This is a genomic window from Alteribacillus sp. YIM 98480 (assembly GCF_009765375.1).
Classification (GTDB): domain Bacteria; phylum Bacillota; class Bacilli; order Bacillales; family Marinococcaceae; genus Alteribacillus.
In genome coordinates, this window is sequence record NZ_VTOK01000004.1 from 190,739 (window position 1) to 216,304 (window position 25,566).

The 25,566-nt window shown below is 38.1% G+C and carries 27 protein-coding genes; 23 read left to right on the forward strand and 4 right to left on the reverse strand.

Annotated features, from left to right (window positions below; translation table 11 throughout):
• Positions 1-42 precede the first annotated feature (42 nt).
• The 3 genes from FZF09_RS07020 to FZF09_RS07030 all read right to left on the reverse strand — a co-directional run bounded on the left by FZF09_RS07020 (position 43) and on the right by FZF09_RS07030 (position 2,879).
• The gene (locus FZF09_RS07020) at positions 43-828 is read right to left on the reverse strand and encodes a carbon-nitrogen hydrolase family protein (RefSeq protein ID WP_158735867.1); all 786 of its coding nucleotides are present in this window, start codon (positions 826-828) and stop codon (positions 43-45) included.
• 85 nt (positions 829-913) lie between these two features.
• On the reverse strand, positions 914-1,117 hold the full coding sequence (locus FZF09_RS07025) for a hypothetical protein (RefSeq protein ID WP_158735868.1): 204 nt from the start codon (positions 1,115-1,117) through the stop codon (positions 914-916).
• Between the two features lie 49 nt (positions 1,118-1,166).
• The gene (locus FZF09_RS07030; protein WP_158735869.1) at positions 1,167-2,879 is read right to left on the reverse strand and encodes a sigma-54 interaction domain-containing protein; all 1,713 of its coding nucleotides are present in this window, start codon (positions 2,877-2,879) and stop codon (positions 1,167-1,169) included.
• Between the two features lie 211 nt (positions 2,880-3,090).
• On the opposite strand from FZF09_RS07030, the gene FZF09_RS07035 reads away from it, so the two are divergent.
• The 13 genes from FZF09_RS07035 to sda all read left to right on the forward strand — a co-directional run bounded on the left by FZF09_RS07035 (position 3,091) and on the right by sda (position 14,790).
• Entirely contained in the window at positions 3,091-3,966 is an 876-nt protein-coding gene (locus FZF09_RS07035; RefSeq protein ID WP_158735870.1) for a polysaccharide deacetylase family protein, read from the forward strand.
• Between the two features lie 81 nt (positions 3,967-4,047).
• Positions 4,048-4,374 carry a hypothetical protein gene (locus tag FZF09_RS07040; protein WP_158735871.1) on the forward strand — a complete coding sequence of 109 codons (327 nt, stop codon included), beginning with the start codon at positions 4,048-4,050 and terminating at the stop codon, positions 4,372-4,374.
• Between the two features lie 15 nt (positions 4,375-4,389).
• Positions 4,390-5,394 carry a CobW family GTP-binding protein gene (locus tag FZF09_RS07045; protein WP_158735872.1) on the forward strand — a complete coding sequence of 335 codons (1,005 nt, stop codon included), beginning with the start codon at positions 4,390-4,392 and terminating at the stop codon, positions 5,392-5,394.
• Between the two features lie 13 nt (positions 5,395-5,407).
• A complete protein-coding gene (locus tag FZF09_RS07050) occupies positions 5,408-6,235 on the forward strand; it encodes a methyl-accepting chemotaxis protein (protein WP_158735873.1) in 828 nt (275 codons plus the stop codon).
• A 72-nt stretch (positions 6,236-6,307) separates the two neighbouring features.
• Positions 6,308-7,762 carry a sodium:solute symporter family protein gene (locus tag FZF09_RS07055; protein ID WP_158735874.1) on the forward strand — a complete coding sequence of 485 codons (1,455 nt, stop codon included), beginning with the start codon at positions 6,308-6,310 and terminating at the stop codon, positions 7,760-7,762.
• Positions 7,755-7,967 (forward strand): hypothetical protein, encoded by a 213-nt coding sequence (locus tag FZF09_RS07060; protein WP_158735875.1) that lies wholly within the window; start codon positions 7,755-7,757, stop codon positions 7,965-7,967. The genes FZF09_RS07055 and FZF09_RS07060 overlap by 8 nt, the downstream gene beginning before the upstream one ends.
• Positions 7,968-8,138: 171 nt before the next feature.
• The gene (locus tag FZF09_RS07065) at positions 8,139-9,254 is read left to right on the forward strand and encodes a zinc-binding dehydrogenase (protein WP_199256758.1); all 1,116 of its coding nucleotides are present in this window, start codon (positions 8,139-8,141) and stop codon (positions 9,252-9,254) included.
• Between the two features lie 179 nt (positions 9,255-9,433).
• Positions 9,434-10,075, forward strand: a complete 642-nt coding sequence (locus tag FZF09_RS07070) for a pyroglutamyl-peptidase I (RefSeq protein WP_158735876.1) — start codon at positions 9,434-9,436, stop codon at positions 10,073-10,075.
• 729 nt (positions 10,076-10,804) lie between these two features.
• Positions 10,805-11,557: an SDR family NAD(P)-dependent oxidoreductase gene (locus tag FZF09_RS07075; protein WP_158735877.1), complete on the forward strand. Its 753-nt coding sequence runs from the start codon at positions 10,805-10,807 to the stop codon at positions 11,555-11,557.
• A gap of 27 nt (positions 11,558-11,584) precedes the next feature.
• Complete coding sequence (locus tag FZF09_RS07080; protein ID WP_158735878.1) at positions 11,585-13,036, forward strand: sodium:solute symporter family protein; 1,452 nt, start codon at positions 11,585-11,587, stop codon at positions 13,034-13,036.
• A gap of 17 nt (positions 13,037-13,053) precedes the next feature.
• Positions 13,054-13,233 carry a hypothetical protein gene (locus FZF09_RS07085; protein WP_158735879.1) on the forward strand — a complete coding sequence of 60 codons (180 nt, stop codon included), beginning with the start codon at positions 13,054-13,056 and terminating at the stop codon, positions 13,231-13,233.
• Between the two features lie 269 nt (positions 13,234-13,502).
• The gene (locus FZF09_RS07090) at positions 13,503-14,615 is read left to right on the forward strand and encodes an oxidoreductase (RefSeq protein WP_158735880.1); all 1,113 of its coding nucleotides are present in this window, start codon (positions 13,503-13,505) and stop codon (positions 14,613-14,615) included.
• A gap of 16 nt (positions 14,616-14,631) precedes the next feature.
• Complete coding sequence (sda, locus tag FZF09_RS07095) at positions 14,632-14,790, forward strand: sporulation histidine kinase inhibitor Sda (RefSeq protein WP_158735881.1); 159 nt, start codon at positions 14,632-14,634, stop codon at positions 14,788-14,790.
• 558 nt (positions 14,791-15,348) lie between these two features.
• Here sda and FZF09_RS07100 read toward each other — a convergent pair.
• Positions 15,349-16,260 carry a MurR/RpiR family transcriptional regulator gene (locus FZF09_RS07100; RefSeq protein ID WP_158735882.1) on the reverse strand — a complete coding sequence of 304 codons (912 nt, stop codon included), beginning with the start codon at positions 16,258-16,260 and terminating at the stop codon, positions 15,349-15,351.
• Positions 16,261-16,463: 203 nt separating this feature from the next.
• Between FZF09_RS07100 and FZF09_RS07105 the strand changes: the two genes are divergently transcribed.
• From FZF09_RS07105 to FZF09_RS07150, 10 genes are read left to right on the forward strand one after another with little or no spacing between them, the layout of a single operon-like run.
• On the forward strand, positions 16,464-16,784 hold the full coding sequence (locus FZF09_RS07105; protein WP_158735883.1) for an NIPSNAP family protein: 321 nt from the start codon (positions 16,464-16,466) through the stop codon (positions 16,782-16,784).
• 25 nt (positions 16,785-16,809) lie between these two features.
• Positions 16,810-17,709, forward strand: a complete 900-nt coding sequence (locus FZF09_RS07110; protein ID WP_158735884.1) for an FAD binding domain-containing protein — start codon at positions 16,810-16,812, stop codon at positions 17,707-17,709.
• A 1-nt stretch (position 17,710) separates the two neighbouring features.
• The gene (locus FZF09_RS07115) at positions 17,711-18,232 is read left to right on the forward strand and encodes a (2Fe-2S)-binding protein (RefSeq protein ID WP_199256759.1); all 522 of its coding nucleotides are present in this window, start codon (positions 17,711-17,713) and stop codon (positions 18,230-18,232) included.
• Between the two features lie 5 nt (positions 18,233-18,237).
• On the forward strand, positions 18,238-20,658 hold the full coding sequence (locus FZF09_RS07120) for a xanthine dehydrogenase family protein molybdopterin-binding subunit (protein ID WP_158735885.1): 2,421 nt from the start codon (positions 18,238-18,240) through the stop codon (positions 20,656-20,658).
• Positions 20,651-21,688 carry an ABC transporter substrate-binding protein gene (locus FZF09_RS07125; protein WP_158735886.1) on the forward strand — a complete coding sequence of 346 codons (1,038 nt, stop codon included), beginning with the start codon at positions 20,651-20,653 and terminating at the stop codon, positions 21,686-21,688. Before FZF09_RS07120 ends, FZF09_RS07125 begins: the two co-directional genes overlap by 8 nt.
• 25 nt (positions 21,689-21,713) lie before the next feature.
• On the forward strand, positions 21,714-22,472 hold the full coding sequence (locus FZF09_RS07130) for an ABC transporter permease (RefSeq protein ID WP_158735887.1): 759 nt from the start codon (positions 21,714-21,716) through the stop codon (positions 22,470-22,472).
• A 10-nt stretch (positions 22,473-22,482) separates the two neighbouring features.
• Positions 22,483-23,223 carry an ABC transporter ATP-binding protein gene (locus FZF09_RS07135; RefSeq protein WP_158735888.1) on the forward strand — a complete coding sequence of 247 codons (741 nt, stop codon included), beginning with the start codon at positions 22,483-22,485 and terminating at the stop codon, positions 23,221-23,223.
• A gap of 15 nt (positions 23,224-23,238) precedes the next feature.
• Complete coding sequence (locus FZF09_RS07140) at positions 23,239-24,264, forward strand: amidohydrolase family protein (protein WP_158735889.1); 1,026 nt, start codon at positions 23,239-23,241, stop codon at positions 24,262-24,264.
• A 17-nt stretch (positions 24,265-24,281) separates the two neighbouring features.
• On the forward strand, positions 24,282-25,082 hold the full coding sequence (locus FZF09_RS07145; RefSeq protein ID WP_158735890.1) for an alpha/beta fold hydrolase: 801 nt from the start codon (positions 24,282-24,284) through the stop codon (positions 25,080-25,082).
• 12 nt (positions 25,083-25,094) lie between these two features.
• Positions 25,095-25,547, forward strand: coding sequence for an SRPBCC family protein (locus FZF09_RS07150; protein WP_158735891.1), 453 nt, complete (start codon positions 25,095-25,097; stop codon positions 25,545-25,547).
• The last annotated feature ends 19 nt before the right edge of the window (positions 25,548-25,566 follow it).

Consider the following 25,566-nt stretch of genomic DNA (forward strand, 5'->3'; position numbering starts at 1 on the left):
ATAACCAGGCAGCTGCAATAATCAAATAGGTTTCAGTTTCTCTTATTTTCTATAAAACAAGTCGTATTTTAAGTCTCGAAGGTAAGGAATATTCACGCGTTGTGTGGCGATCGATTTTTTATCTATGGAATTTACGATCACACCTTCTTCGGCGCCTGCTTCATTGAGAACCTCTCCTTGAGGGTTAATAATTTTACTGTGCCCTCCAAATTCCGTTTCATTTTTTTCTATTCCAATCCGATTGGCGGCAATAACATAACAGCCGTTCTCGAGTGCTCTAGAACGAGAGGCAATGTTCCAAGCGTATAATCTTTTCTTCCCAAAAGCGGATGGATATACAATGATATCCGCGCCTTTCGATGCCAAGATTCGTGAGCCTTCTGGGAAGCCGATTTCATAACAAATTTGCATGCCGATTTTATAACCTTCGACGTCAAAAACGGGAAACTCGTCTCCTGTTGAAAATCTTTTTATTTCCTGGTCCCAAAGGTGAACTTTCCTATACTTTCCGATCAAACCATTTGGACTAACAATGAAGGCCGTGTCATATACGTATCCTGTTATATGACTTGTCTCTAAAATACAAGCAATTAAAGTAACATCATATTGTTTTGAAATATCTTCAAGCCATGACGTAGTAGGTCCAGGAATCGATTCGGAAAGTTCGAAATCATTTTCTTCGACCCGATATCCCGTAGAAAAAAGTTCTGGAATGACAATAACTTTAGCGTTTTGTTGAACGGCTTCACTAATAAATCGAAGTGTTTTTTCTTTGTTCGCCTCCTTATTATTTAATTCTGGGTTCATTTGCACTGCTGCGACTTTCATAACGATCAACCTTTCTATAACTAATTCGTAGTTATTGAATTGCAAAAACCGTGCCAAGTTAGAAAATGTGCCATTTCCTTTATTTTCATAAGCGATAAAATAGAGGAGTTCGAATTTTTTGCATTTCGAAAAGGGAGTTTGCAATATTGCAAACTGAAGTAATAAGAAAAGCGCAAGCGCCTTGCTCACGAGCGACAAGTCCTGGAGGGGCGGCATATGGAAAGCTGATCTTTGCTTTCCATTGACGAACCGAAGGAATCTCGAGCAAGTAGGCGCTTGCGCTAGACATGTAAAACGCCAACTATTTATAATTTCTTACCTTTCAAAAAAAGAACCGCCTATTCAGACGGTTCTTTTATATTATATTTATTCAGTTTTCTGCTAATGGTGGAGGGGTTGACCTCTAAAGCCTGAGCCATTTTGGTCAACGTCCGGTATTTTTTACGAGTCATAAGGAGCAGCTGCTTCTCTGCTTCTTCCATACATTGTTTGTGAGGGACGATCCCTTGAACTGTAACCCCTAAATTTGAAGAATGAAGAGAAGTGATTTCTACGGGAAGATCCTGTGGCTCAATCGTTGTGTTTTCATTCATAACAACAATTCTTTCGATCATGTTTTGCAGTTCTCTTACATTTCCCGGCCAGGAATAATCCAGGAGAGCTTCTTTAGCGTCCTCTGAGAGTAAAACTCTACGAGCATAGTTGTGATTATAAAAATCAAGAAAAAATTGCAGCAGTGCTTCAACATCTTTTTTTCGCTCTCGCAGTGGCGGAATGGAAATAGGCACGACATTTAGACGATAATATAAATCCTCTCTAAAGTTCCCGTTGTTTACTTCTTTTAACAGGTCGCGATTTGTCGCTGTGAGGATTCGTACGTCTATCGGCAGAGGCTTTGCTCCACCGACTCTTATTACTTTGCGCTCCTGCAAAACTCGCAGCAGGCGAACTTGAAGCGAGTGATTCATTTCTCCAATTTCATCGAGTAAAATAGTGCCGCCGTTTGCTTGTTCGAAAACGCCCATTTTTCCTTCTTTATTAGCTCCGGTAAAAGCTCCTTTTACATAACCGAAAAGTTCTGATTCAAGTAGATTTTCAGGAATAGCGCCGCAATTTATTTTTACAAATGGCTTGTTATGCCGGTGACTGTTTTGGTGAATATAATTACAAATAACTTCTTTTCCGACACCCGATTCACCGTGAATAAGTACTGTAGATTCAACATTTGCTATACGATCAGCTAATTTAATCACTTGCTTCATTTTAGAACTGTTGGCAACTATTTTTGTCTCTTTATGCAGCTCTTTTCTATATTGTTGTAATTCAGAACGATATCCCTCAATTAACTTTCGCATCTCCTGAACTTCATCTTGCATTTTTGTAATTTCAGTTATATCCCGGGATGCGTTGACAACGCGCTCGATAGCACCAATTTTGTTTCGAATAGGGGTGCCTACTACCATTAGACGCCGGCCTGTGTGTGTCGTTTGAATGGAAGAAACTTTGGCATTTCTCTCTAATACTAAGCGCGTAACCGAGGGACTATAAACATTTTCTTTCTCCAGTTCTCGAACGTTTCTTCCAATCAGCTCTTCCCTTTTTTTTCCCCACAGCCTTTCACAAGATTGACTAACACGTAACGTATTGCCTTCGTTGTCTGATACGTAAATCACATCATAAGAAGAGTCAAAGATGGCTTTTAAATCTTCACCTAGCTCTTTGAAATATTGAGAATCATGACTTTTAATAGGGTCAATATAACCTATTAAAGTGGCAAACAGCTCTTCATCTATCTCAAAATGAAATAACTGGTAATGCTCTTGATTTATAATGACAACATCTGTAAATAGATCAGTCGGTGAGGAAAGGAGATCACTATCACTAGCGTTTATTGTTAACGTCCCTTTGAACTCCACCTCCTCTTCTATAGGATGTTTGATGTCTTTGTGCAAAATCTTTCCATCGTAATCACTAATATAAAGAGAAAGGGAACTAGAAGAAAATAAACGTGTCACTTGTTCTATTCGGTTAGAATCTTGCAGGTTATTCATTTAATCAGCCTCCTTGCTTTGCAAAAATGCAAAATATTTTGCAGAAATGCCACTTTATTTGTTGAATGATGATGAAATTTGAAAAAAAGTAAAATAATTATGTTTTTAATAGTAACATATACCCGCTAATATGTTATTTTTAATAGATAATTAGCAATTGGCACGAGATTTGCATTATTATTTTGCGACACTTATTTCAAGGAGGATAAAAATGACAAAAGAAATTTTAGTTGCTTATGGAGTAGACGTAGACGCAGTTGCAGGATGGTTAGGATCATATGGCGGGGAAGATTCTCCAGATGATATTTCAAGAGGTTTGTTTGCCGGAGAAGTTGGCACCCCAAGACTATTAAATTTGTTTGAAAAATATAATTTGAAAACAACATGGTTTGTTCCGGGCCATTCAATTGAAACCTTTCCTGAACAAACAAAAATGATAGTAGACGCTGGTCATGAAATTGGCGCACACGGTTATTCTCATGAAAACCCAATCGCTATGACCCCCAAGCAAGAAGAAGAAGTATTACTGAAATCTATTAATCTAATAGAAGAATTTACAGGGAAAAAACCAACTGGGTACGTAGCACCTTGGTGGGAATTTTCTAATGTAACCAACGAATTACTGCACAAGCATGGAATTAAATACGATCACAGTTTAATGCACAATGACTTTACACCTTATTACGTTCGAGTAGGAGATGAATGGACAAAGATTGATTACAGCAAGCCAGCTTCAGAGTGGATGAAGCCATTAGTACGCGGCGAAGAGACAAGCCTTATTGAAATTCCAGCAAACTGGTATTTAGATGACTTGCCGCCAATGATGTTTATAAAAGGATCTCCAAATAGTCATGGTTTTGTGAATCCGCGCGACATTGAGGATATGTGGGTAGACCAATTTGACTGGGTGTATGAAAACATGGATTATGCAGCCTTTACTATGACGATTCACCCAGATGTTAGTGGTCGGCCGCAGGTGCTGAAAATGCACGAACGTTTAATAGAACATATAAATTCCCATGAAGGGGTAAAGTGGGTAACCTTTGATGAAATTGCTGATGACTTCAAAAAACGTCAGCCTAAATAATATAACACTGCACCAAGACTGTCTCCGCTGCTTAATAATGTTTTGGAGACAGTCTTGGTGAAAGGTTAGGAGGAGTATATCATGTGTATCCTCTGCGGAGAGTTTGTCGAACAGATTCATTGGACAGATATGGAGAGAAAACAACTGGATACAGTGGTAGCAGGACAGCACCAAAGAGAACGGAAACGCTCGAGAAATTTGCGTACAAAAATATGCAACGATTTGCTCGAGTCATATGGGTTGACGTTAAAAGAATGGAATAACAGTAAATTCATTATTATGAATAAGAAAGGAAAAATGGCAGTCATCCAAGATTTAGGACAAATTTGGAAGCACGCTGAGGAACTCATTGGTCATCCAATTGACCCCCTTGATCCTTTGTTACTGCAAAAGTTGAAGTCTTCATAGATAAGAAGGTGCTATATGAGTAATAAAATTCCAATCACGATTGTAACTGGTTGTCTCGGTAGTGGAAAAACAACAGTATTAAATTATTTACTTCAACAAATAGATAACCGCCGTATTGCAGTTATTGTGAATGAATTTGGACAAGCAGGTTTGGATCATCATCTGCTCCGAAAGTCTCAAGAAAAAATTTCTCTCGTTAACTCGGGATGTATGTGCTGTAACTCTCGTGAAGATTTAGAAGAAGAATTAAAAGAATTGCTCTTTCAGCATGAGCAGCTAGAAGAAGGCTATAAGCGAATTATTATTGAAACAACGGGGCTTGCTGATCCCGCTCCAATTATTTTCACTATTCTTCACAATCCGCTGCTGCGAAATCATTTTGATGTGGAACTAATTTTAACAACAGTAGATGTCGAAAATGCTCAGCTTCAATTTGAGAACAGCCCGGAATTCGTAAAACAAATCAGCGTTTCCGACCATGTAATTTTAACAAAAAATGATCTAGTAACAGCGCAGCAGAAAGAAAAAGTGATTCAACAGGTTAAAAGTATTCATCCTTCCATTACCATTTTCGAAGGTAACAACGGTGTGGTAGATGTTAATGTTCTTCAAAAATTAAAAGTAGATGAACCTTTTTATAAGCAGCGGCCCCCGTCGTCTTTAAATGAAGCAGGAGTATCTTCTCAAGTTCAATCTATTTCGTTTCATTTTTCTGACGCTCTCGACTGGACGGCATTTACCTTATGGTTAAGCTTACTGCTTCACACTCATGGCGAGAATGTGTTGAGAGTAAAAGGAATACTGGATGTGGGAGAAGTGGCGCCGGTAAATTTAAATGGCGTGCAGCATATTATTCACCCACCAGAGCATCTTGATAAATGGCCGGTAAATGTGTCGCAGTCGTTTTTAGTATTTATCGTTAGATATATTGATCCTTGGGATATCCTTCGTTCATTAGAAGCCTTCCAACATTACATTGGAAGCGATGTGCAATTAATGGAATACCAAGAAAGCATTTAAGAAGGTGAATAATGTGATTGCTCAAAATGAAGGAGCTTTAAAGTACTTTATTAACATAGCGGAATACTTAAACCAAGTTAGCTTTGATGATGTAGCTATTTGTATTCAGGATCGTTCAAAAATTTTAAAGTATGTCCCTGGAAAAACCATAGACATCGGCATAAAAGACGGGGATCCATTAAAAGAACAAAGTGTTAGCCACCAGGCCATGGTAGAAAGAAAAAAAGTGACAAAAAAAGTGGGAGAGGAAGTCCATGGTATCCCATATGTTGCGGTAAGCCTGCCTCTCTTTAATGAAGAGGGGGAGGCGTATGCCTCCATCACTACCATCACGTCTATTGATCAACGAGAAAAAATAATGGAAACGTCAGAGAGTCTTCTTGCTTCAGTTGAAGAGATATCTGCAAGCATGGAGCAGACTTCCACCCAATCCCTTCATCTAAGAGAAGAGCAAGATAAGATTTCTAATTCAGTTCAGAATATTTTTAATTCAATGAACGACATTAAATACATTACAAAAACACTTAGTGATATTTCACGGCAAACGAACATACTTGGTTTAAATGCAGGAATTGAAGCCTCCAGGATCGGCAAGGAAGGTAAAGGATTTATGGTGGTAGCAAAGGAAGTCAAAAATCTGGCAAACGTCTCGAGTGAATCAAGTGTCGATATCGATGAAAAGATTTCGATTGTTTCTAAATCTCTGGATGATTTTCAGGAAATGAATGAGAAAATCAACAAGGTTTCAGTGGCATTGGACGAACAGATCTCAGATATTGAATCTACTATTCAACATATAACGGAAATAGCTGAAGACTTATCTCAAAAAAGCCAGATATAATGGGCATTCAAAGGAATAACCCTTCGAATAATAGTTTAATAGAAAGTGTTTAAGAATTTAGGGGGGAATTAAATGAGTTTAACTGCAGTAGTTGTAACAATTTATTTTTTTATATTGATAGGTTGGAGTTTATATAATTATATCAAAAATAAACAAAAGGGCGGAACGACATTAGAAGGTCAGTTTGTTGGTACTAGGTCTTACAGCGCAGGTCATTTGCTGGCTACTCTTGTAGCCGTTTGGGGATCCAACTATACTTTGTTGGCAGCAGCTGAGGCAGGTTATGTAAATGGAATTTCTGGTGTTATTTGGTACGCTTTAGGCGTAGCGTTACCGTTATTTTTCTTTTCTTGGCCTTTAAACATAGCTACAAGAATCCGAAAGCTTTTACCAAATGGTGTCACCATAGTTGAAGTTATAGGAAAGAGGTACGATGAAAAGTCCAGGTTAGTGGCGTTATCTATTTTAATTGCATCAAATGTTTTGTTTATCATTTCGATTGTACTTTCCATTGGTATTGTTTTAAAAGCATTACTAGGAACAAGTTTATCAACTGCTATCATTATTGGCGGCGTAGTGATGATTATATATACGGCGTTAGGTGGCTTTGAAGCTTTAATGTATGCGCATGTTTTTCAACTTGCATTAGCTGGCGGTGCTGTGCTTGTAGCGCTGTTTCTATCTATCTCCGAATTTTCTCTGTCAAGCTTGTTTTCCCAAATATCAGCTGATAGTACAGGAATGTTGAACGTAGTGGCCTGGGGTCCAAACAGCATGCTTGATTTCTTTCTTGGCCTGTTAGGTTTTACCATTGCCTCGCCGATTCTTTATCAAATTGCTTTTTCTGGTAAAAATGATAAAGAAGTAACTCGTGCTTTTCGTCTGTTCGGAATAACATGGGCTCCATTTGCAGTTGGAACTGCAATTATGGGTATGGTTGCTTATTTGCTTTATCCTAACATTCAAGGACAAGATGCGGCAACGACCTTGGTTACAAGTTTATTCCCGGAATGGGCTGCTGTTTTATTCTTTCTTGGGGGATTAGCATTAGTGTTTTCTACTGCTGATGCAACAGTAAACAATGTTGCATCTCTAATTATATTAGATATCTACAAAAAGTATAGTAATTCAGATATTACTGCAAAGAAAGCTTCTATATTAAGTATGACAACTCAAGTCTCTTTAGGTGTTATAGGAATTTTAGGAGCTTTGAATTTTGGGGATGGTGTCTTGCAGTTATTGGCTTTAAATGGCGCAGTTAATATTCCATTAATATTTACAGTCATCTTTGGGTTGTATTGGAAACGAACTCATCCTACAGCAGCTTTCTGGGCTATGCTTTTAGGAGTAATATCCGAATTCATCCTCTATTATGGATTTGATAAATCTATCTATACAAGTTTTGCTGGTTTAGTCCTATCTGTATTTATTTTAGTGGTTGGCAGTTTAATGCTGACTAGGAATAATACCGATTACCTAACCCCAATGGTTCATAAAAACTCAGAAGGTGGTGGGGAAGTTGCCTAAGGCCGTTAAAGGTTCGATTTTTGTAATAATTGGATACATTATTTTGTTTTTTGTTACAAAAAACCTGGAAGGAGCATCGCTGATTGTACCGGTAGAAACTCTATATATCCTCTTATTGTACGCTGGTATAGGTTGTTTAGTATTTATTTTTGTTTTGCCAGCGGTCTTAATTATAGAAGAAACCAAGAAGAAAAAGGATATTTAGATATATCGACTTTCCATTTTATATTCATATAAAAAAACTGATCACCCATAAAATTCAACTCACACTCTTTCCTCGTAGAAAGTGTGTGCAATCGGGGAGAATTATATCCCTTTTTATTACTCAAACGGAAAAGATTCCTTAAATTAATTTGTCTTTTTAGGAGGAAAAAGTATGAATATCTTAAGTGAAGATGTTAAAAAAGGAGTCCCAGCACCAGAGGGTTATATGAAAGCGGCTGTATATAAAGGTCATAAAGATTTAAAGTTAGTATATAAACCAATTCCTAAAGCGGAGCCTGGTGAGGTTGTTATTAAAACAACTTCAACCACCATTTGTGGAACTGACATTCACATTTTGCATGGTGAACATCCAGTTGAAGAGAATAGAACACTTGGCCATGAGCATGTTGGTATTATACATGAAATCGGGGAAGGTGTTGAAGGGGTCAATATAGGTGATCGTGTCATGTGTGGTTCATGTACCCCATGTGGTTCTTGTTTTTATTGCCAGAAAGGCCTGCCATCTCAATGTATCGGTCCAGAAAATGATTTTAGCTCTCCTGGCGGCTGGAGATTAGGCAATACAGTTGATGGAACACATGCTGAATATTTTAAAATGCCTTTTCCGCAATTTAATTTAACTAAAATACCAGATGAATTAACCGACAATGATGTACTAATGTTAACAGACATTGGTTCGACTGGTATTGCTGCAGCTGAGAATGCAAAAATACAAATCGGCGATATTGTGGCTGTCTTTGCCTGTGGACCAGTCGGTTTATGTTCTATTGCTGGTGCTCGTTTAAAAGGAGCAAGCCTAATTATTGCAGTAGACGGAAATCAAGAGCGTTTAAACATGGCTAAACAAATGGGCGCTGATATTGCATTAAACTTCACGGAAGTAGATGTGGTAGAGGAAATTATGAAACTTTCTCAAGGGCGTGGGGTTGATATTGCAATAGAAGCATTAGGAAAAGAAGAGACGTTCCAAAATTGTTTGAAAGTTATTCGAAGAGGTGGATGTATTTCGAGCGTAGGGATATATTCAGGGCATATTCAAATTCCTATTGAACATTTTGCATCTGGAATGGGAGATCATAAAATCGTGACTACTTTATGCCCAGGAGGACGAGAAAGAATGTCCCAATTATTAAGTCTCGTTGAACAAAGTCGTATTGATTTTTCACCAATGATTACACATAGTTTTAATATTGATGATGTGGAAGAAGCCTATTATTTATTTGAGAAAGCGGAAGATAACGTCATCAAAGCTGTGATTACTTTTTAACATGTAATACCTTCCCTAACATAAAACAATAACCACCCTGAAATAGTTGAAAAAAAGGAGGGCCTGTCTCCTTAACTATCCTTTAGGGTGGTTTGAAATGAGAAAGAGTTAATACATAGACAATGAGGTTTTACGTGAAAAGAGCTATGACTCTATAAAAATGAAAGAGGAGGTACGACATGAAGATTTTAGTTGTGGGATTTGAAGCTTTTGGTGATATGAACAGTAATCCAACAGAGAGACTTATGGAAGACCTTGCACTTATGCATTTTGAAGAAGCAAATGTTTTTACTAAATTATTACCTGTTAATTATGACGAATGTGTGCAACAAGCAGTTACTGCCATTGAGACTTTTGAACCGGATGTTTTTCTCGCTTCTGGTGTTTTTCCTGGACGAACTTCTATTTCCTTAGAGCGCATAAGCATTAATATGAAAGACACCTCAACAGAAAGCCCGTTCAGTGATAATCGTGGAATAAAACCAATGGAACAAAAAATTCATGAGGATGGCCCAGATGGAATCTTTACAACCCTTCCTAATCGTCACTTGGTGAACAGGCTTTTAGAATGCGACATACCTTCATATATTTCCAATACTGCAGGGACGTTTATTTGTAATAATACCCTTTACGGTGTCCTTCACTACATTAACCAAAACAGCCTGCCAATCAAAGCGGGTTTTGTTCACTTCCCTATGTCATCAGAAATAGCAGCCATCTCTCCTCTACGTCCTCATTTACCTTACGAGACGATGCTGACGGCATTAAATATATTAATTCAATCAGTGATAGAAAAAGAAAACACGAAAACCTTTAGCTAGAAGTTTTACTGTTACAGCGTAAAGATTAAAGCAAATCTATAATTTTATTATCTAAATGTATGAATCAATTTTATTTATCAAAAACGAACATTATATCGATTGTAACGGAAGGCGGCTTATTCTGCGGGATAAGCTTGAGCTGAAGTCTCGCAGGTAGCTTGCTGATGAGGAGGCTGAAGCCAAACCTGCGCAAAAAAGACACTACGATAATGAACAAAGTGAGTTGGAGTAGGTGTCGCGCTTGCGCCCCGAGGGTGAAAGCGTCCGCATGAAGAGAAAATCGAACGATAACGATTAAATTTATATAACGTTCGTTTATTATGATATAGAAATGAATGATGAAATTCCTTCGAGCTTTTCACTTTGCAAAATTGCAAATGATTTTGCCGAAATGCCTCGTTATTTTGGATGATATAAAACGTACAAAAAATGAAATAATTATGTTTTTTGATAGTTTAAACAATAAAAGGCATATTTTAAATGAAATTAAATGTTGGCACACAATTTGCATAATAATGTTACAAATCAATTTAAGGAGGAGGAATATGAAAAAAGAAATTTTAGCTGCTTTTGGAAGTAGACGTTGAAGCCGTTGCCAGGCGGTTAAGATTGGGCTTTGTTAGAGAAGCAGCACGTTAAGGATTCGCAATCTTAGGCTATAGGACAACCATAACGGAGCAGCTGAAGATTTAGCGAGCAGAATTAAAATATAAATAGAAGAGGTGTGTTATGAAACTAAAAGGAAAAACAGCGTTAATTACGGGAGCAGCGAGTGGAATTGGACGTGGAATTGCAGAAGCATTTGCGAAAGAAGGAAGCAGCTTAATGCTTAATTATTTTGGTAAAGAAAAAGAAGCTGTCGAACTTCAAAAGGATCTCACGTCTACCTATGATATAGACGTGCAGATTATAGAAGCAGATGTTAGCAACGAAGAGCAAGTTAAACATATGGTAGATACAGCTGTTCATCACTTTAATAAAATAGATGTTTTGGTAAACAGCGCTGGGATTTTAACACAAAAACTATTTAAAGATATGGATACAAAAACATGGGACCAGATGCTGCAAGTAAATTTAAGGGGACCTTTCCTTTGTTCAAGGTATGTGATTCCCTACATGATAGACCAACAATTTGGCCGGATTATAAACATATCTTCTCAGCTGGGCCAAATTGGCGGAGTGGAACTGACTCATTATAGTGCAGCGAAAGCGGGGGTTATCGGATTTACTAAATCGTTAGCAAGAGAAGTTGGCAGGGATGGCATTACTGTCAATTGTATCGCGCCTGGTCCGATAGAGACAGAGCTGATAGAAGGTTTGGATAATGAGTGGAAACAAAACAAGAAAAAGGAATTAGCACTTCCGAAATTTGGAACTCCTGAAGAGGTAGCTCCATCAGCAGTTCTATTAGCTTCTGATCCTGATGGCAACCTATTCACTGGCCAAACGCTTGGTCCAAATTCCGGAGATGTTATGTTGTAATGACCAAATAAAAAAGGAGGAAGATCTATGACAGTATTTCCAGCTTCATGGGCATGGGGAATTATTATTATAAGTGCCGTTTTAATGTTTGGGAGTTCATGGTGGATATATAAAAGATCAAAGATTAAAGATGCGGAAACATTTATGGTAGCAAGCCGAGGAGTGCGATGGGGTCTCATTGCAGCATCAATTGCAGCAACGGAACTTTGGGCCGGCTCTTTGCTCGGGGCTGCAGAAGGGTCGTACATATGGGGGTTATCCGGTTTGTGGATGTATTGGCTTCCCACACCTATCGCGTTCACCGTCTTTGCGTTTATTGCTATTCGGGTAAGAAAGCTCTTGCCAGAAGGTGTGACGATTGGTTCGTTTGCAAAAATGAGGTTTGGGACAGCTGGACATATCGTATTTTCCTTAATCGCATTATGGATAATGGCGTTGTTCACGATGCTGCAAATTATAGGAGGAGCTGCGTTCTTTAGCGGTATTTTTGAGATTAGCTATACGACGACTGCCATTGTTTTAGCAGCTGTGTTTTTAGGTTTCTATTTAATCGCAGGATTATGGTCGTCGTTAATTACAAGTTTTATTCAGTACTTTGTCGTCGTTTTGATTTTATTAGGGCTGGTTCCGATCGTATTTTATCAGTTGGGCGGGCCAGGAGCCGTGTATGATATGGCATTAACGAATTTATCTAATTCTGAGCCAGAAAAAATGGAATTATTCCGCTGGGATGCGATTGCTGGTTATTTTCTTGTTCAATTTTTCTCTTTTGGTGCCATTGCAACATTGTCGAACTATGCTTGGCAGCGGGCGTTTGCTGTTGAAAAATCAGGAGTGAAGAAAGCCTTCATCTGGGGAGGCTGGAGCTGGGCTCCTCTTGCAATGGTTAGTTCATTAGTTGGTTTTATCGGACTAGCGATTGGCTTATCACTTGATTATTCAACGGATGTATTTCCACAAGTTATCGCAAATGTACTATCTACACCATTTGCCATCTTTTTAGCTGTGGCAATCCTATTTGCGATTTATTCTACAGGTGCATCTTACCTGGGCGGCATGAGCTCACTCGTCACTAGTGATATATATGAGCAGTATATCAATAAGAATGCCACAAAAGAACAATCCCTTCGTTTTGTGCGGTTATCTTCTATCGTTATTGCAATTATTGTCTTAATTGCAACAATTCTCTTGCAGAAGGTATCCCTTTTAGCTGCCACATTAACAGTTGGCGGATTTGTAGGTGCGCCGTTCTTTCCGATTGTGCTTGGATTGTGGTGGAAGAAAACTAGCTCTGTTGCTGTTGTGACAGCAATAACCGTGTCTGTTGCGCTCGTTTCTTTCTTTTTGCTAACGGGAATTATTCCGCAATGGATTGCGTATCTAACATGTATACTGTTATCTCTTGTACTAACCGTGGTGATTTCTTTAATCAAGCCGGATAACTACGATTTTGAAAAATTAGAATCAGTAAAGGCCTAAAGAAGGGAGTCAGCTGAATGAGAGAATTATTTATATTTTTTACTTATTTTGCTTTTTCTACTTTAGCATTCACTTGTCTTGTCATTACTTACCAAATAGTTAAACATGGTATAGGAAAGACTAGTGGTGCTGCGGATGTAGATTCGACAGAACAAGAAATAAACTTGTCGAAAACAGAAGATACTACTATGAAGTAACATTTTGTTCATTTTTGTTTGGAGCAGGACTGTTTCAAAAGGTTGGTTTCGGGTATGGTGGTCTAGCATCTGGCATACGCAAGACTCCCGCGGGAAACAGGGCAGTATGAAGCCTCCCGCAGTGAAAGGGTTACTCACGAAGGAGGCTGAACTGTCGTCCTTCTGCCCTGAAACTGAAAGCGAATATGTTCTAGTTGCAAATGGCCGAGAACTGACTTTTGGAACAGCTTTCTTCTATTATATTTTGTAAAAAGAAAGGAAAGTAACGTATGTCATATAACAGTCTTTTTTCGGATTTTACTATTGCTGGTTCTAAACTGAAAAACCGTTTCGTTGTTGCACCTATGACCCGCGTCAGTGCAGAAGAAGATGGGTGCGCGAATGATCGCATGAAACAATATTACGAACGATATGCCAAAGGCGGATTTAGTATGGTTATTTCCGAAGGTATCTATTTGGATGAAAGCTACAGTCAAGGCTATTATAATCAGCCAGGCCTTGCTGCAAAAAAACATGCTGAGTCCTGGAAACCTGTAGTAGATGCGGTACAGCAGCACGGCTCTATTTTCATCGCACAGCTAATGCATGCTGGAGCTCAAGGACAAGGGAATGCGTATGCCGATGAAACGATTGCTCCATCAGAGATTGCACCTAAAGGTGAACAGTTGGAATTCTATGGAGGTTCTGGTCCGTTTCCAGTGCCTAGACAAATGACGGAACAAGATATTACTGATGCGAAACAAGCATTTGTGAATGGGGCTGTTGCTGCAAAAAATGCTGGATTTGATGGAGTCGAAATTCATGGTGCCAATGGATATTTATTAGACCAATTTTTAACGGAATATTTGAATACAAGAGAAGATCATTATGGGGGATCACTTGAAAACCGTCTTCGCCTTTTTCTTGAAATTATTCAAGACATTCGCACAGCGGTTGGGGATGATTTTATTGTTGGTATTCGTGTATCGCAAATCAAAGTTTCAGACGCTGAACATAAATGGAGTAAAGGAGAAACAGATGCCGAATATATTTTCTCTACACTAGGAAAGACCTCCTTAGACTATATCCACACAACAGATGGAGATGCAACGGAATCTTCCTTTGGAAAAGGAACGAAAACATTAGCAAACGCAGCTAAAACGTACGGGAAGCTCCCGGTTATTGCAAATGGAAAACTTGGTGATCCTGAAAAAGCAAACACCTTTATGGAAAAAGAAGAAGCTGATCTTGTATCTCTCGGTACAAGCGCTCTAGCAAATCCTGACTTTCCTAACCGGGTTAAACTAAACGTAAAACTGAACAGTTTTGACTTCGAAAACATTTTACTGCCAAAAGCCTTTGTCAAAGATCATGAACTGCATCAAGATATTAATATGGAATAAAGTATAGGATGTTTTAATGATTTTAGAAGGTATATCAACAAATATTGTTATGGAAGCATATAACAAAGCAATATTATTGGAACTAGATTATGAATTTGTTGTTTTGTTAAAAGAAGATCTAGAAAGACGTTTAGACAATGAGGAGTTATTCAAGCTAAACCTTATTGACTCGTAGAAAAGGATCTCATACCCAATGAGAATTTGGAAAAAGTAATTAAAAAAACATAAAACTTACCCTATAGAGTAATGACTGATAATAGGTCTGCCCTATAGGGTTTTTTACACTGATAATTATGGCATGGATGAATCATCGATGGCGTCAAAATCTTGAGAAAACGAGTATAAGTGCAACTAGGCAATCCGTTTCGCCTAAAGGCTTCGCGCTAGCCATGTTTTCTTTACACTTTAGGAAAGTTTAGCTTTGTTAAAGCATCAAACTATAGGAAAAGGAGAACGAGAAAATATGAAAAGGTCAACAAAACATTTTTTCTAAAAAAGAAATACATCATATTTTCTCCTCTTGTTCGTTCATGTAAAAACGAAAGGTGAAGACTCTATTAAATCTTAAGTTTCCATTTGAATCAATTTCATAAATGCTATTTTGATTATCAAAAACGAACATTATATCGATTGTAGCGGAAGACGGCGACTCCCTCGGAAAGCGTCAGCTTGAAGCGATAACGAGAAAATTTTAAATAACGTTCATTTATAAAGATATATGAAATTCATTCATCTAACTATTTTTTGCCTTCAAAAAATTCTCTTCCTCTACACCATTTGTCTCCATAGGTTGTCGTTTATTTTTCAAAGCATCTTTTACAGATTGAAGATTGCTTAATGACGTATTACCCATCTTAGCTGCTAGTCCCAAAAATATGATGTCAACTAAGTACATCATACTCATTCTTGAGGAAAGGGGCTCTCCTTGAAAAACTATTTCTTTATTAGCAGTACAAAGTGATATATCTGCAATTTGTGTAATAGGTGATTGTTCCCTTGTCGTAAGAACTATTGTAGTGGCACCGTTTTGATGGGTAATAGCGAGTGATTCCATAATCTCTTTGTTAGCTCCTGTGTGGCTGATCCCAATAACGACGTCTCTCGTATCAGATATAGCCCCTGCTACTGCCTGCATATATGAATCATTATAGACATAGCAAAGAATGCCGAGCTTCATAAGGTTATAAGAGAGATCAATTCCAGTAGAATAATTTGTTCCTTGGGCAAATATGTGGACAGCTCTTCCGTGTTGAAGAACTTGTATGACCTTTTCTAAAGCCTGTAAATCCAGCATATCTCTTGACTCAGTTAAAGCTTGGATATTTGCATAAGAAGAAACATAAGCCACTGTTTCTAAACTCTCAGAAATACTGATTTCTTCATCAACGTGAGAATTGTTATCGCCCAGTTCATAAGCAAGACTGATTTGAAGATCTCTGAAACCTTTATATCCCAACCGTTTTGATAGTCGAACTACAGCAGAAGTACTTGTACTGGATTCAACAGCTAGTTTATTTAAATTTTCGCGAACAATAAAATTAGGATTATTTAGTATAAAATGTGCGACTCTTCGTAACGCGCCTTTCAAAGATGGGAAAATTTCCTCTATTCGTCCCAACACTCCATTTGTATTATTATTTTTCACTGAGAACTCCCTCCTTCATTACATCTATTATAACATTCACCGCAAAATAAAAGAAATTTTTTGTTAAAATAAATTTTCAAAAACACCACTTTTAAGCTTAGAAATTCATAAATTAAGCATTTATAAAATAAAATGTTGAAAAAAATATTCACAACCATTATAATTACTAATAATTAAAAGATTCTGAAAAAAGGTGTGATTACATGATTTATGAATTGCGAGAGTATATTGCTGATGAAAATAAGGAAGAAGCTTTACAGAAACGATTTAAAAATCACGTTTTAAGCATTTTTAATAAGCATTCTATTGAAGTGGTAGGTTTTTGGAGGGAACATAACAACCCTGCTAAAACGATGTATTTGTGCCGTTTCAATAGTCTTGAAGAGAAAGAAAAAGCTTGGGATGCTTTTAAAAAAGACCCGGAATGGCAGCGAATAAAAAATGAAAGTGAAACTGAGGGAGCACTAACAAAAAGTATGACAAGCACGTTGTTAGAACCTGTTGATTTTTCTTCTCAACCTTAAACTCTAAGATATAGAGGTGATTTAATTGAAACCGGTTGATTTTGATTACGTTAAACCAAGCGATTTAAATGAAGTCCTCCAAACCTTAAATCTTCTGAAAGATAAAGCAAAAATTCTAAGTGGAGGCCAAAGCCTTTTACCAGTATTAAATATGCGTCTGGCTCGTCCAGAAGTTGTAGTGGATATAAATGAAGTGAAGGAATTGAATCATTTAGTTGTTGAAAACGATTATATAAAAATGGGAGCTGGTGTAAGGCATAGTTTTGCTGAACAATCGGCTATTATGAAAGACTATCTTCCTTTATTAGCCAAGTGTATTCCTTATATTGGGCATAGTCAAATTAGAAACAGAGGAACAGTTATCGGCAGTATTGTTCATGCCGACCCTTCTGCGGAAATTCCGCTTGTTGCACTCATATTAGATGGCCATTTAGAGCTTGTCAGCGAGGAGGATAAACGAACAGTCCCTCTTTCAGAGTTTTTCTACGGTTATATGATGACAGACTTACAACCTGAAGAAATGGTTACGTCGTTGAATATTCCGGTTAGAAGTATTCCAGTTGGCGGTTCAAGAGGCACTTCTTTTATAGAGATGGCGAGAAGAGAGGGGGATTTTGCACTAGTTGCTGCTGCAGCTCAATTGGAAATTGATAAAGAAGGATTCATCTATGACGTCCGTATAGGACTTGGGGGAGTTGGCCCCGCCCCTATAAGACTAGAGGAAGTTGAAAATTTTCTTCAACAAAAAGAACCGACAGAAGATTTATTCATAGAAGCATCACAATTAATAAAAAACTACTTAGAGGTTGACGAGGATCCTTTTGTACCAAAGGAGTACCGGGAACATGTAGCGTTTCGTTTTGTACAGCGTGTATTAAGTGAAGCTTTAGCTGATGCCAAAACTTCATATGAAAGGATGTCATAATTTGAGTAACCATAAAGTGCAAATAGAGGTGAATGGTAAAAATATAGAAGCAGAAGTTTCTGGGCGAACTCATTTGGCTGATTTTTTAAGGAATAATTTGAATCTAACGGGGACGCATATAGGATGCGAGCATGGGGTGTGCGGCTGCTGTACAGTGTTGATGGATGAAGAGCCGATTCGTTCCTGCATCATTCTTGCTGTACAAGCGGATGGCCATAAAATAAAGACTGTAGAAGGAATGTCTGAAATAAACCAAGAGACAGGAAAGCGTGAATTAAGTAATATTCAAAAAGCTTTTTGGGAAGGTCATGGACTTCAGTGCGGATTTTGTACGCCAGGGATGCTGCTTACCACAGAGGCCCTATTGGCAGAAAATCCTGATCCTACAGATCAAGAAATTCGTGAAGCTCTTTCAGGGAACATTTGTAGATGTACAGGTTACTTGCAAATTGTAGAAGCAGTGAAATTAGCAGCTAAGATGAACAAAAACTCTACTTTAGTCTATTTACCTGAGGAGGTATAAGCGCTGTGACAAAAAAAGAGCAACAAAATGTAACTCCATATAAATGGGTAGGAAAAAAGAATCCCCCTGTAGAAAATCATCGGTTTGTATTGGGAAGTGGAACGTATGTAGATGACATTAAAATGGATAATATGCATCATGCAGCGCTTGTGCCAAGCCCTTATGCCCATGCCGCCATTAAATCTATTGATACGAGTGAGGCCCTAAACGTTCCTGGCGTTATAGCTGTTGTTACTGGCGAGGATATTGTGCAAAGTACAAACCCTCTTAAACAATATCTAGAGATCCCGGGGGTCGATTGGTACCCGCTTGCTGCAGGCAGTGTGAAATATGCTGGGGAATGGGTAGCAGCGGTTGTAGCAGAAGATCGTTTCATAGCTGAGGATGCAGCTGAATTGGTTAAGGTTGAATATGAGCCGCTTCCAAACGTTTTAGATCCTGAAAAAGCTATGAGTGATAATGCGGTACCTGTCCATGATAAACATCCTAGCAACATTATGTGGCAACGAAAATTTACATGGGGAGAAGTTGAAAGCGATTTCAATGATTCTGACGATGAAATAGAGTTTCGATGCCGCTGGAACCGTAATTCAACTGTCCCTCTTGAAACGTTTGGAGTCATTACAAAGTGGGATGAGGGACGAAAGATATTAGATGTATGGGCTTCTATTCAAATGCCTCAATATCCTGAACAAATAGCGGAAGCCCTTAAAATCCCTCTTAATTGTGTAAGAGTTCATTATGACGTAGATGTAGGTGGAAGTTATGGTGTGAAGCGCGGAATTAAGCATACCGTATTAGTTGGTTATATATCTAAACGTTACGGTGTTCCCGTTAAATTAATAGAAGACCGCTTAGAAAACATGCGCGGCAGTGACATGCATGGCCCAGACAGAATATTTGATGTAAAAGCAGCCTTTGATAAAAATGGGAAGATAAACAGCTTAAAGATGAGAACGATTGATGATGAAGGAGCTTACCCGGGACGTTCCCCTTTGCAAATGGGAAAACCAATAGGTGCGATAGTAGGAGCCTATAAAATTAAAAGTGTAGAATATGAAGGAGTGGCAGTAACGACAAATAAAACAGGACAAGTTGCTGTTAGAGGTTTTGGCCAATCACCTACAAATTTTGCCATTGAAATGGCAGTCGATAAAGTTGCCAAAAAGCTTGGTCTATCTCCTATAGAAATAAGAAAACAAAATTTCATTCAACCTCAAGACTTTCCATATCAAATCCCTAGTGGTACGACTTACGATAGTGGCGATTACCCTGCAGTATTAAACAAAGCCTTGAAACTAGCAAATTATGAGAAATTATTAAAGTGGCAAGAAGAAGAACGTAAAAAAGGAAGAATGATAGGAATAGGAGTTGCGACCTGTATTGAGCCTGGAGGAGGAAATGCATTATTTGAACCTTTGCTCAATCCAAAAAACGATAAGACGACATTTCCTGAAAGCTGCCAAGTGAAAGTCGATCAAAAAGGTAAAGTGACAGCTTCGATTGCTTTTTCATCTGCAGGACAAGGACACCAAACCCTTGTAGCGACCATTCTTGCAGAAGAACTGAATATAGATCGTGATGACATACGGGTAGTATATAGTGATTCTTTATCCTCTTTGCCGTCACAATCTCCAGTCGCAAGCCGAATGGCTATTGTTCTAGGCGGTGCAACATCAGGTGCAGCTAGACGGATTAAAGATAAAATGATAAAAATTGCAGCTCATAACCTTAACGAGCCACCGGAACAGCTATATTGGGATGGGTCTACGGTTAAATGTAACAATAATTCTCATAAAGAATTAACTTGGGATGAAATTGTAAAAATTGCCCATATAACATATCACAAAATGCCTGAGGGGATGGATCCGGGTATTCAATCTCAATTCGTTTTAGAAGTTCCAACAGGCGGAACGCTTCCAACGCCTGATGGTAAAGTTCAGATGTATCCGTGTTATTCCTTTTCTGCTCACATACCAGTTGTAGAATTAAATCCTGATACCGGAAAAGTTGAATTTTTAAATTATTACATTGCAGATGATTGCGGTACTGTTATTAATCCAGATATTGTAAAAGGTATGGTTGTTGGCGGGGTAGCACACGGAATCGGCGCTGCACTTTATGAACAGTTTTCTTATGATAACAATGGGCAAATGATTGCCCAGACGTTTATGGACTATTTATTACCTTCAACAATGGAAGTTCCACATATAGACATTGTAAAACATTGTACACCGTCTCCGTTGACTTCTATGGGACAAAAAGGTGTAGGAGAAGGGGGGTATATGAGCGCTCCAGCAGCTATTGTTAATGCGGTGAATGATGCTTTAGTTCCGTTTGACTCAGAAATCAGCCATGTTCCAATCACCCCGTATGATGTTATCCAAAAAATATTTATCAATAAGGGAGGGACACATATTGTCTAAAAGGAAGATCGCACAAAAAAAATTAGTATTAATTCTTTTGTTAGCGCTTTCAATTATTTTGACAGCTTGCAGATCGAGTGAACCTTCAGATGCCCAAGGTGATAGTGATAATTCAAGTGAAAACGGTGAGGTACCCGTTGTAGAGATAGTCACATTTGAGCCGCCTTCTTTGGGAGCATTTCTTACCCCCATCATTGAGGAAAAAACATTAGATGAAAACAATGGCATTGATATTGAGTTTACGGAAAGGGCTCCGAGTGCTTACAATTCTGAATTTGCTAGCGGCCAATATAAGGTAGGAGGAAGTGCAGCCTTACTCTCTGAAGCACTAAGAATGGACCGTGATGTACCAGTAACATATTTATTTAACTTGTTTGATTACTGGGGAGCTCTTGTAACGGCCGATGAAAATATTCAAACCGTAAATGACTTAGAAGGAAAGAACATGGCCGCAGCAAAAAGCACCACTAATTATGCTATGTTTCAATACTTTCTTCAAAAGACGGGGGTTGATGTAGGCAATATTAATGCACAAGATGCTGCAACGTCGGCTTTAATGACCTATGCAGAAGCTGATCGCGCAGATGCTGTGCAATTATGGGAACCCGCTTACTCTACATTAACCCATGATAACCCAGATAAGTTTCATGAAGTAGATTTTGGTCTTAATAAGTGGGAGGAATATACAGGGAGTGAAAATATACCATATTTAGGTGTTGCAGCTCATCAAGACTGGGTCGAAGAAAACAAGGAGCTAGTTCCAAAATTATATAACACTTACATGGAGGCAGCGAAATGGACGCAAAACAATTCTGAGGAAGCAGCGAAGCTAATTGCGGAGCAGATTCCTGGTGGAAATGCTGATGTTATTCAAGGTTTGATTGAAGACAACGATCTTCTGGGACTAAATGTTATGCCAGCAAGTGAAATCACAGAAGATATTGAAGCTGTATTTGAAGCAGGACTAGAGAGTGATTATTTAGAGAGTTCACCTGACGATTCCATTATTTACAGTGAGACATTAGATTAAATAAAAATAAATGGAGGTGAGCAGAATGAGCATCAAAAAAATTAATTATAAAGGTATTCTGGCTGGCTTGGTGTTGCTCGCTATATGGCAAGGAGTATCGCTAGTAACACCAAGTTACCTTTTCCCACCGCTTCAGGAGATTGGAGTGGATCTCTTTTATATCATTTCAAACGGGGAGACATTGCAGCATGCCTTGACTACAATGGCAAGGATTTTAGTGGGATTGGTTATATCTTTTCTAATTGGTACTTTATTAGGGCTAATAATGGGGATGGAAGATTCCATTAATGACATAGTCCGGCCAGTATTAAGCTTTATACAAGGGGTGCCAGCATTATCTTGGGTAGTTATCGCAGTCATTTGGTTTCAACAAGTTGAGCTTAGAATATTTTTCATCATTTTAATAACGGCATTGCCTAATTTTTCATTTCAAGCTTTTGATTCGTATAAAGCCATATCAAAAGATTTAAGAGAAATGATGTTAGTGTTTAGACCAAGGTCTAATCAAATGTTTCGTATGCTGATTTTTCCTTCCATCATACCTGATTTATTTACTGCTTGGAAAGTGAACTTAGGTAACTCTACGCGTGTTGCTATTGTCGCTGAATTGGTAGGTGCTACCGTTGGTGTTGGATATCAACTGTCATCTGCCCAGTCCTTATTCGATTTACCAATGGCGTTAGCATGGACATTAGTTCTCGTAATCTTTGTTATTGTCATGCAAATTGTCCTCGGAAGATTTGAAAATTCGCTTCTGTCATGGCGGCCAAAAGCTGAGAGATAGGGGGATCACAATGACAAAAGATGCTATTGTATTTAAAAATGTTTGTAAAGAATTCTCTCCAGGTGATTTTGGGGTGCGAGACTTGGATTTTCAAATAAAAGAAGGAGAAATGGTCGCGATTGTAGGAAAAACAGGATGCGGAAAATCAACAGCTTTCAATCTGCTGCTTGGTTTGACCAAACCTACATCGGGTCAAGTAAAAGTTGATGGGCTAGATCCGTATCAATCTTTTCAAGAGTTCAAAGGAAAACTAGGGATGGTATTCCAAAATGACAGGTTGCTTCCATGGAGAACGGCACTTGAGAATGCAGCGATTGGTTTAGAAGTAAATGGTTTAAAAGAAAAAGAGAGGAACAAAATTGCAATGGAATGGCTAGAAAGATTAGGACTTTCAGGATGGGAAGATAAATTTCCGCATGAATTGTCAGGCGGGATGAAACAAAGAGTGTCAATTGCCCGTGCTTTTTCTGTCGATCCTAAGATCATTCTATGTGATGAATCCTTTAGTGCATTAGATGAATTAACAGCTATTAAGCTCAGAAAAGAATTTGTTCATCTTATAAGAGAAAATAATAAAACCGGTGTCTTCATTACTCATTCCATTGGGGAAGCAATAGAAATGGCTGATAGGGTTCTTGTGTATAAAAAACCTGGGCACGTAGCTAAAGAAATAACGGTACCGAGTGAGATAGATGTGAAAAAAATGGAAGAGTTAAGGAAAAATATCTTAAATGGAATGGATATCGCATAAAGAGGAGTGATTGATTTGAAAGCGATAGATGTACACGCTCACTACTTACCGCCTTTGTTAGTGAAAAAATTGAAGGAAAACCAGCAGCAATATCAATTTGTTGAGATAGAAGAAATACCTAAAGGAACTGTTCGTTTTAAAGTAGGGGATGGAGAATGGACAAGACCTGTCCATCCTGATCTAATGAACCTAGAAAAACGTAAGGAAAGCTTAATAAAAAATAAGATTGACTTTCAAATAAATGCAGGCTGGTTGGACATATTTGGGTATAACCTCCCGTCTGAACAGGGTGCTAAATGGAGCCGGTTTTTAAATGATACGCTTTTGGAAGATATTGGGAACGAAGGGGACAATATGTTTTCTACTCTTGCTACTGTTCCATTACAAGATGGCAATCTTGCAGCTGAAGAGCTAGAACATGCAATGAATGAAGGTCATCTTGGGGTCATGATTGGAAGTTTTGTAAATAAGGGAAAGGAAGGCTCGTTTGATTTAGATCACCCGTCTTTAGATCCATTTTGGGAAAAAGCTTCCGAGTTAGAGGCACCAGTTTTTCTGCATCCCGTTTTTGCAGCAGAAGATGCGAGGACAAAAGAATATGGCATGATTAATACTGTTGCGCGGCCGGGAGAAACGACCATTGCATTGTCAAAGATGTTATACTCTGGGATTTTGCAAAAGTATCCGGGAATGAAACTTATTGTGTCTCATGGAGGAGGGTCTTTACCTTTTATATTAGGGCGACTAAAAAGAAATTATCAAATACTAAGGGAAAAAGGGGAAGAAATCTATGACCCTGTTATTGGATTCCATCAACTCTATTTTGATAGTGTCGTTTTCGAGCCAAAAGCGTTGAAATATCTAATAAGCTTGGTTGGCGAAAATAAAATTTTGTTAGGTTCTGATGATCCATTTCCAATTCGTGACCCAAAACCAAAGGATATCATTGAATCTAAAGACAGTGAGTTAAACGATAATCAAAAAAATACCATTTATTATGAAAATGCCTGCGACGTTTTTTCCCTTAAGGTGAAATCTTAGCAAGAAGGAGTTTGCACATGCCATTTTTAAAAAGTTCTAAGGAATCTATATATTACGAAGTTCATGATGGAAACACGTTTTCTTCTAGTGTTGATGGAATTATTCTTATGCATAGTTTAGGAACAGACCATAGAATGTGGAGATATCAAACAGAAGAAATAAAACAGTATACAAACAAAGTGGTTCTTCTTGATGCACGAGGACATGGAGCTTCAACCGCTAACACTGGTATTACTGCTAATGATTGGGCAGAGGATATAAAAAACTTGTGTGATGTTTTAAATATGAAAAAAGTTATTCTTTGCGGTGTCTCAATGGGTGGAATACAAGCATTAGCATTTTCGGTTTATTATCCTGATTATGTAAAGGGATTAATTTTAGCGGATACCTTTGCAAAAATTACACCTAACGAAGTCGGTAATAAAATTAACCTCACTGCTGGAAAAGCTAAAGAAGAGGGGATAAAAAAATATGCTAACACCTATTTAGATCAAACATTATCTGAATCGAGCAGCGCAGTAGAAATTCGGCATGAATTATATGATGCGATTGCCAATATGAATGTTGAGAATTACCGTTTGTCTGCTGAAGCTTGTTTTTCCGCTGATTTCGAAGAGGAGTTAAAAGAAATAGATATCCCATCTTTAATATTAATTGGGGAAGAAGATTATAAAACACCAATAGAATTTGCAACGATTCTTCGTGATGAACTTCCGAATGCCATGTTATTAACGATTCCTAATGCTAAGCATTTATCAAATATAGATTGTCCAGATAGATTTAATCGCTTAGTGACAGGGTTTTTGAAGCTGTTATAAGGAGGAAATACTATGAAACTGCAAGGAAAAGCCGATTTTCAAGCCCCAAAGGATTTGGTATGGAAAGTAATGAATAATACGGATTCATTGAAAGCTTCTACCCCGGGATGTAAAGAACTGATAGAAACGGAAGCAGGTGTATATGAGGCATCGTTAGAAATGGGAATAGCAGCAATAAAAGGTCATTATGACGGAGAGATTATATTAAGCAATAAACAACCAACCGATCACATGACATTAAATATAAAAGCTGAAGGATCTGCTGGCATTGTTGAAGCGACAGCACAGTTAAACTTTAGTGAAACAAATAGTGGGACGACGATAGATTACAATGGCGAGGGAAATGTAAATGGATTGATTGCTGGGGTAGGTCAAAGGATGTTAACAGGTGTGGCCAAAATGTTGGTAGGACAATTTTTTAAATCAATAGATAAAGAAGTAAAAGCTGTAGAAACCAACCCTTGATGTTGGAGGTGTACACTTG

Bases quoted from the DNA above. Each gene is read 5' to 3' on its own strand.
- FZF09_RS07080 (WP_158735878.1), top strand. From the start codon at position 11,585: ATGACAGTATTTCCAGCTTCATGGGCATGGGGAATTATTATTATAAGT.
- FZF09_RS07090 (WP_158735880.1), top strand. From the start codon at position 13,503: ATGTCATATAACAGTCTTTTTTCGGATTTTACTATTGCTGGTTCTAAA.
- FZF09_RS07150 (WP_158735891.1), top strand. From the start codon at position 25,095: ATGAAACTGCAAGGAAAAGCCGATTTTCAAGCCCCAAAGGATTTGGTA.
- FZF09_RS07055 (WP_158735874.1), top strand. From the start codon at position 6,308: ATGAGTTTAACTGCAGTAGTTGTAACAATTTATTTTTTTATATTGATA.
- FZF09_RS07030 (WP_158735869.1), bottom strand. From the start codon at position 2,879: ATGAATAACCTGCAAGATTCTAACCGAATAGAACAAGTGACACGTTTA.
- FZF09_RS07025 (WP_158735868.1), bottom strand. From the start codon at position 1,117: ATGTCTAGCGCAAGCGCCTACTTGCTCGAGATTCCTTCGGTTCGTCAA.
- FZF09_RS07065 (WP_199256758.1), top strand. From the start codon at position 8,139: ATGAATATCTTAAGTGAAGATGTTAAAAAAGGAGTCCCAGCACCAGAG.
- sda (WP_158735881.1), top strand. From the start codon at position 14,632: ATGATTTTAGAAGGTATATCAACAAATATTGTTATGGAAGCATATAAC.
- FZF09_RS07035 (WP_158735870.1), top strand. From the start codon at position 3,091: ATGACAAAAGAAATTTTAGTTGCTTATGGAGTAGACGTAGACGCAGTT.
- FZF09_RS07105 (WP_158735883.1), top strand. From the start codon at position 16,464: ATGATTTATGAATTGCGAGAGTATATTGCTGATGAAAATAAGGAAGAA.
- FZF09_RS07070 (WP_158735876.1), top strand. From the start codon at position 9,434: ATGAAGATTTTAGTTGTGGGATTTGAAGCTTTTGGTGATATGAACAGT.
- FZF09_RS07135 (WP_158735888.1), top strand. From the start codon at position 22,483: ATGACAAAAGATGCTATTGTATTTAAAAATGTTTGTAAAGAATTCTCT.
- FZF09_RS07075 (WP_158735877.1), top strand. From the start codon at position 10,805: ATGAAACTAAAAGGAAAAACAGCGTTAATTACGGGAGCAGCGAGTGGA.
- FZF09_RS07020 (WP_158735867.1), bottom strand. From the start codon at position 828: ATGAAAGTCGCAGCAGTGCAAATGAACCCAGAATTAAATAATAAGGAG.
- FZF09_RS07045 (WP_158735872.1), top strand. From the start codon at position 4,390: ATGAGTAATAAAATTCCAATCACGATTGTAACTGGTTGTCTCGGTAGT.
- FZF09_RS07145 (WP_158735890.1), top strand. From the start codon at position 24,282: ATGCCATTTTTAAAAAGTTCTAAGGAATCTATATATTACGAAGTTCAT.
- FZF09_RS07130 (WP_158735887.1), top strand. From the start codon at position 21,714: ATGAGCATCAAAAAAATTAATTATAAAGGTATTCTGGCTGGCTTGGTG.
- FZF09_RS07040 (WP_158735871.1), top strand. From the start codon at position 4,048: ATGTGTATCCTCTGCGGAGAGTTTGTCGAACAGATTCATTGGACAGAT.
- FZF09_RS07085 (WP_158735879.1), top strand. From the start codon at position 13,054: ATGAGAGAATTATTTATATTTTTTACTTATTTTGCTTTTTCTACTTTA.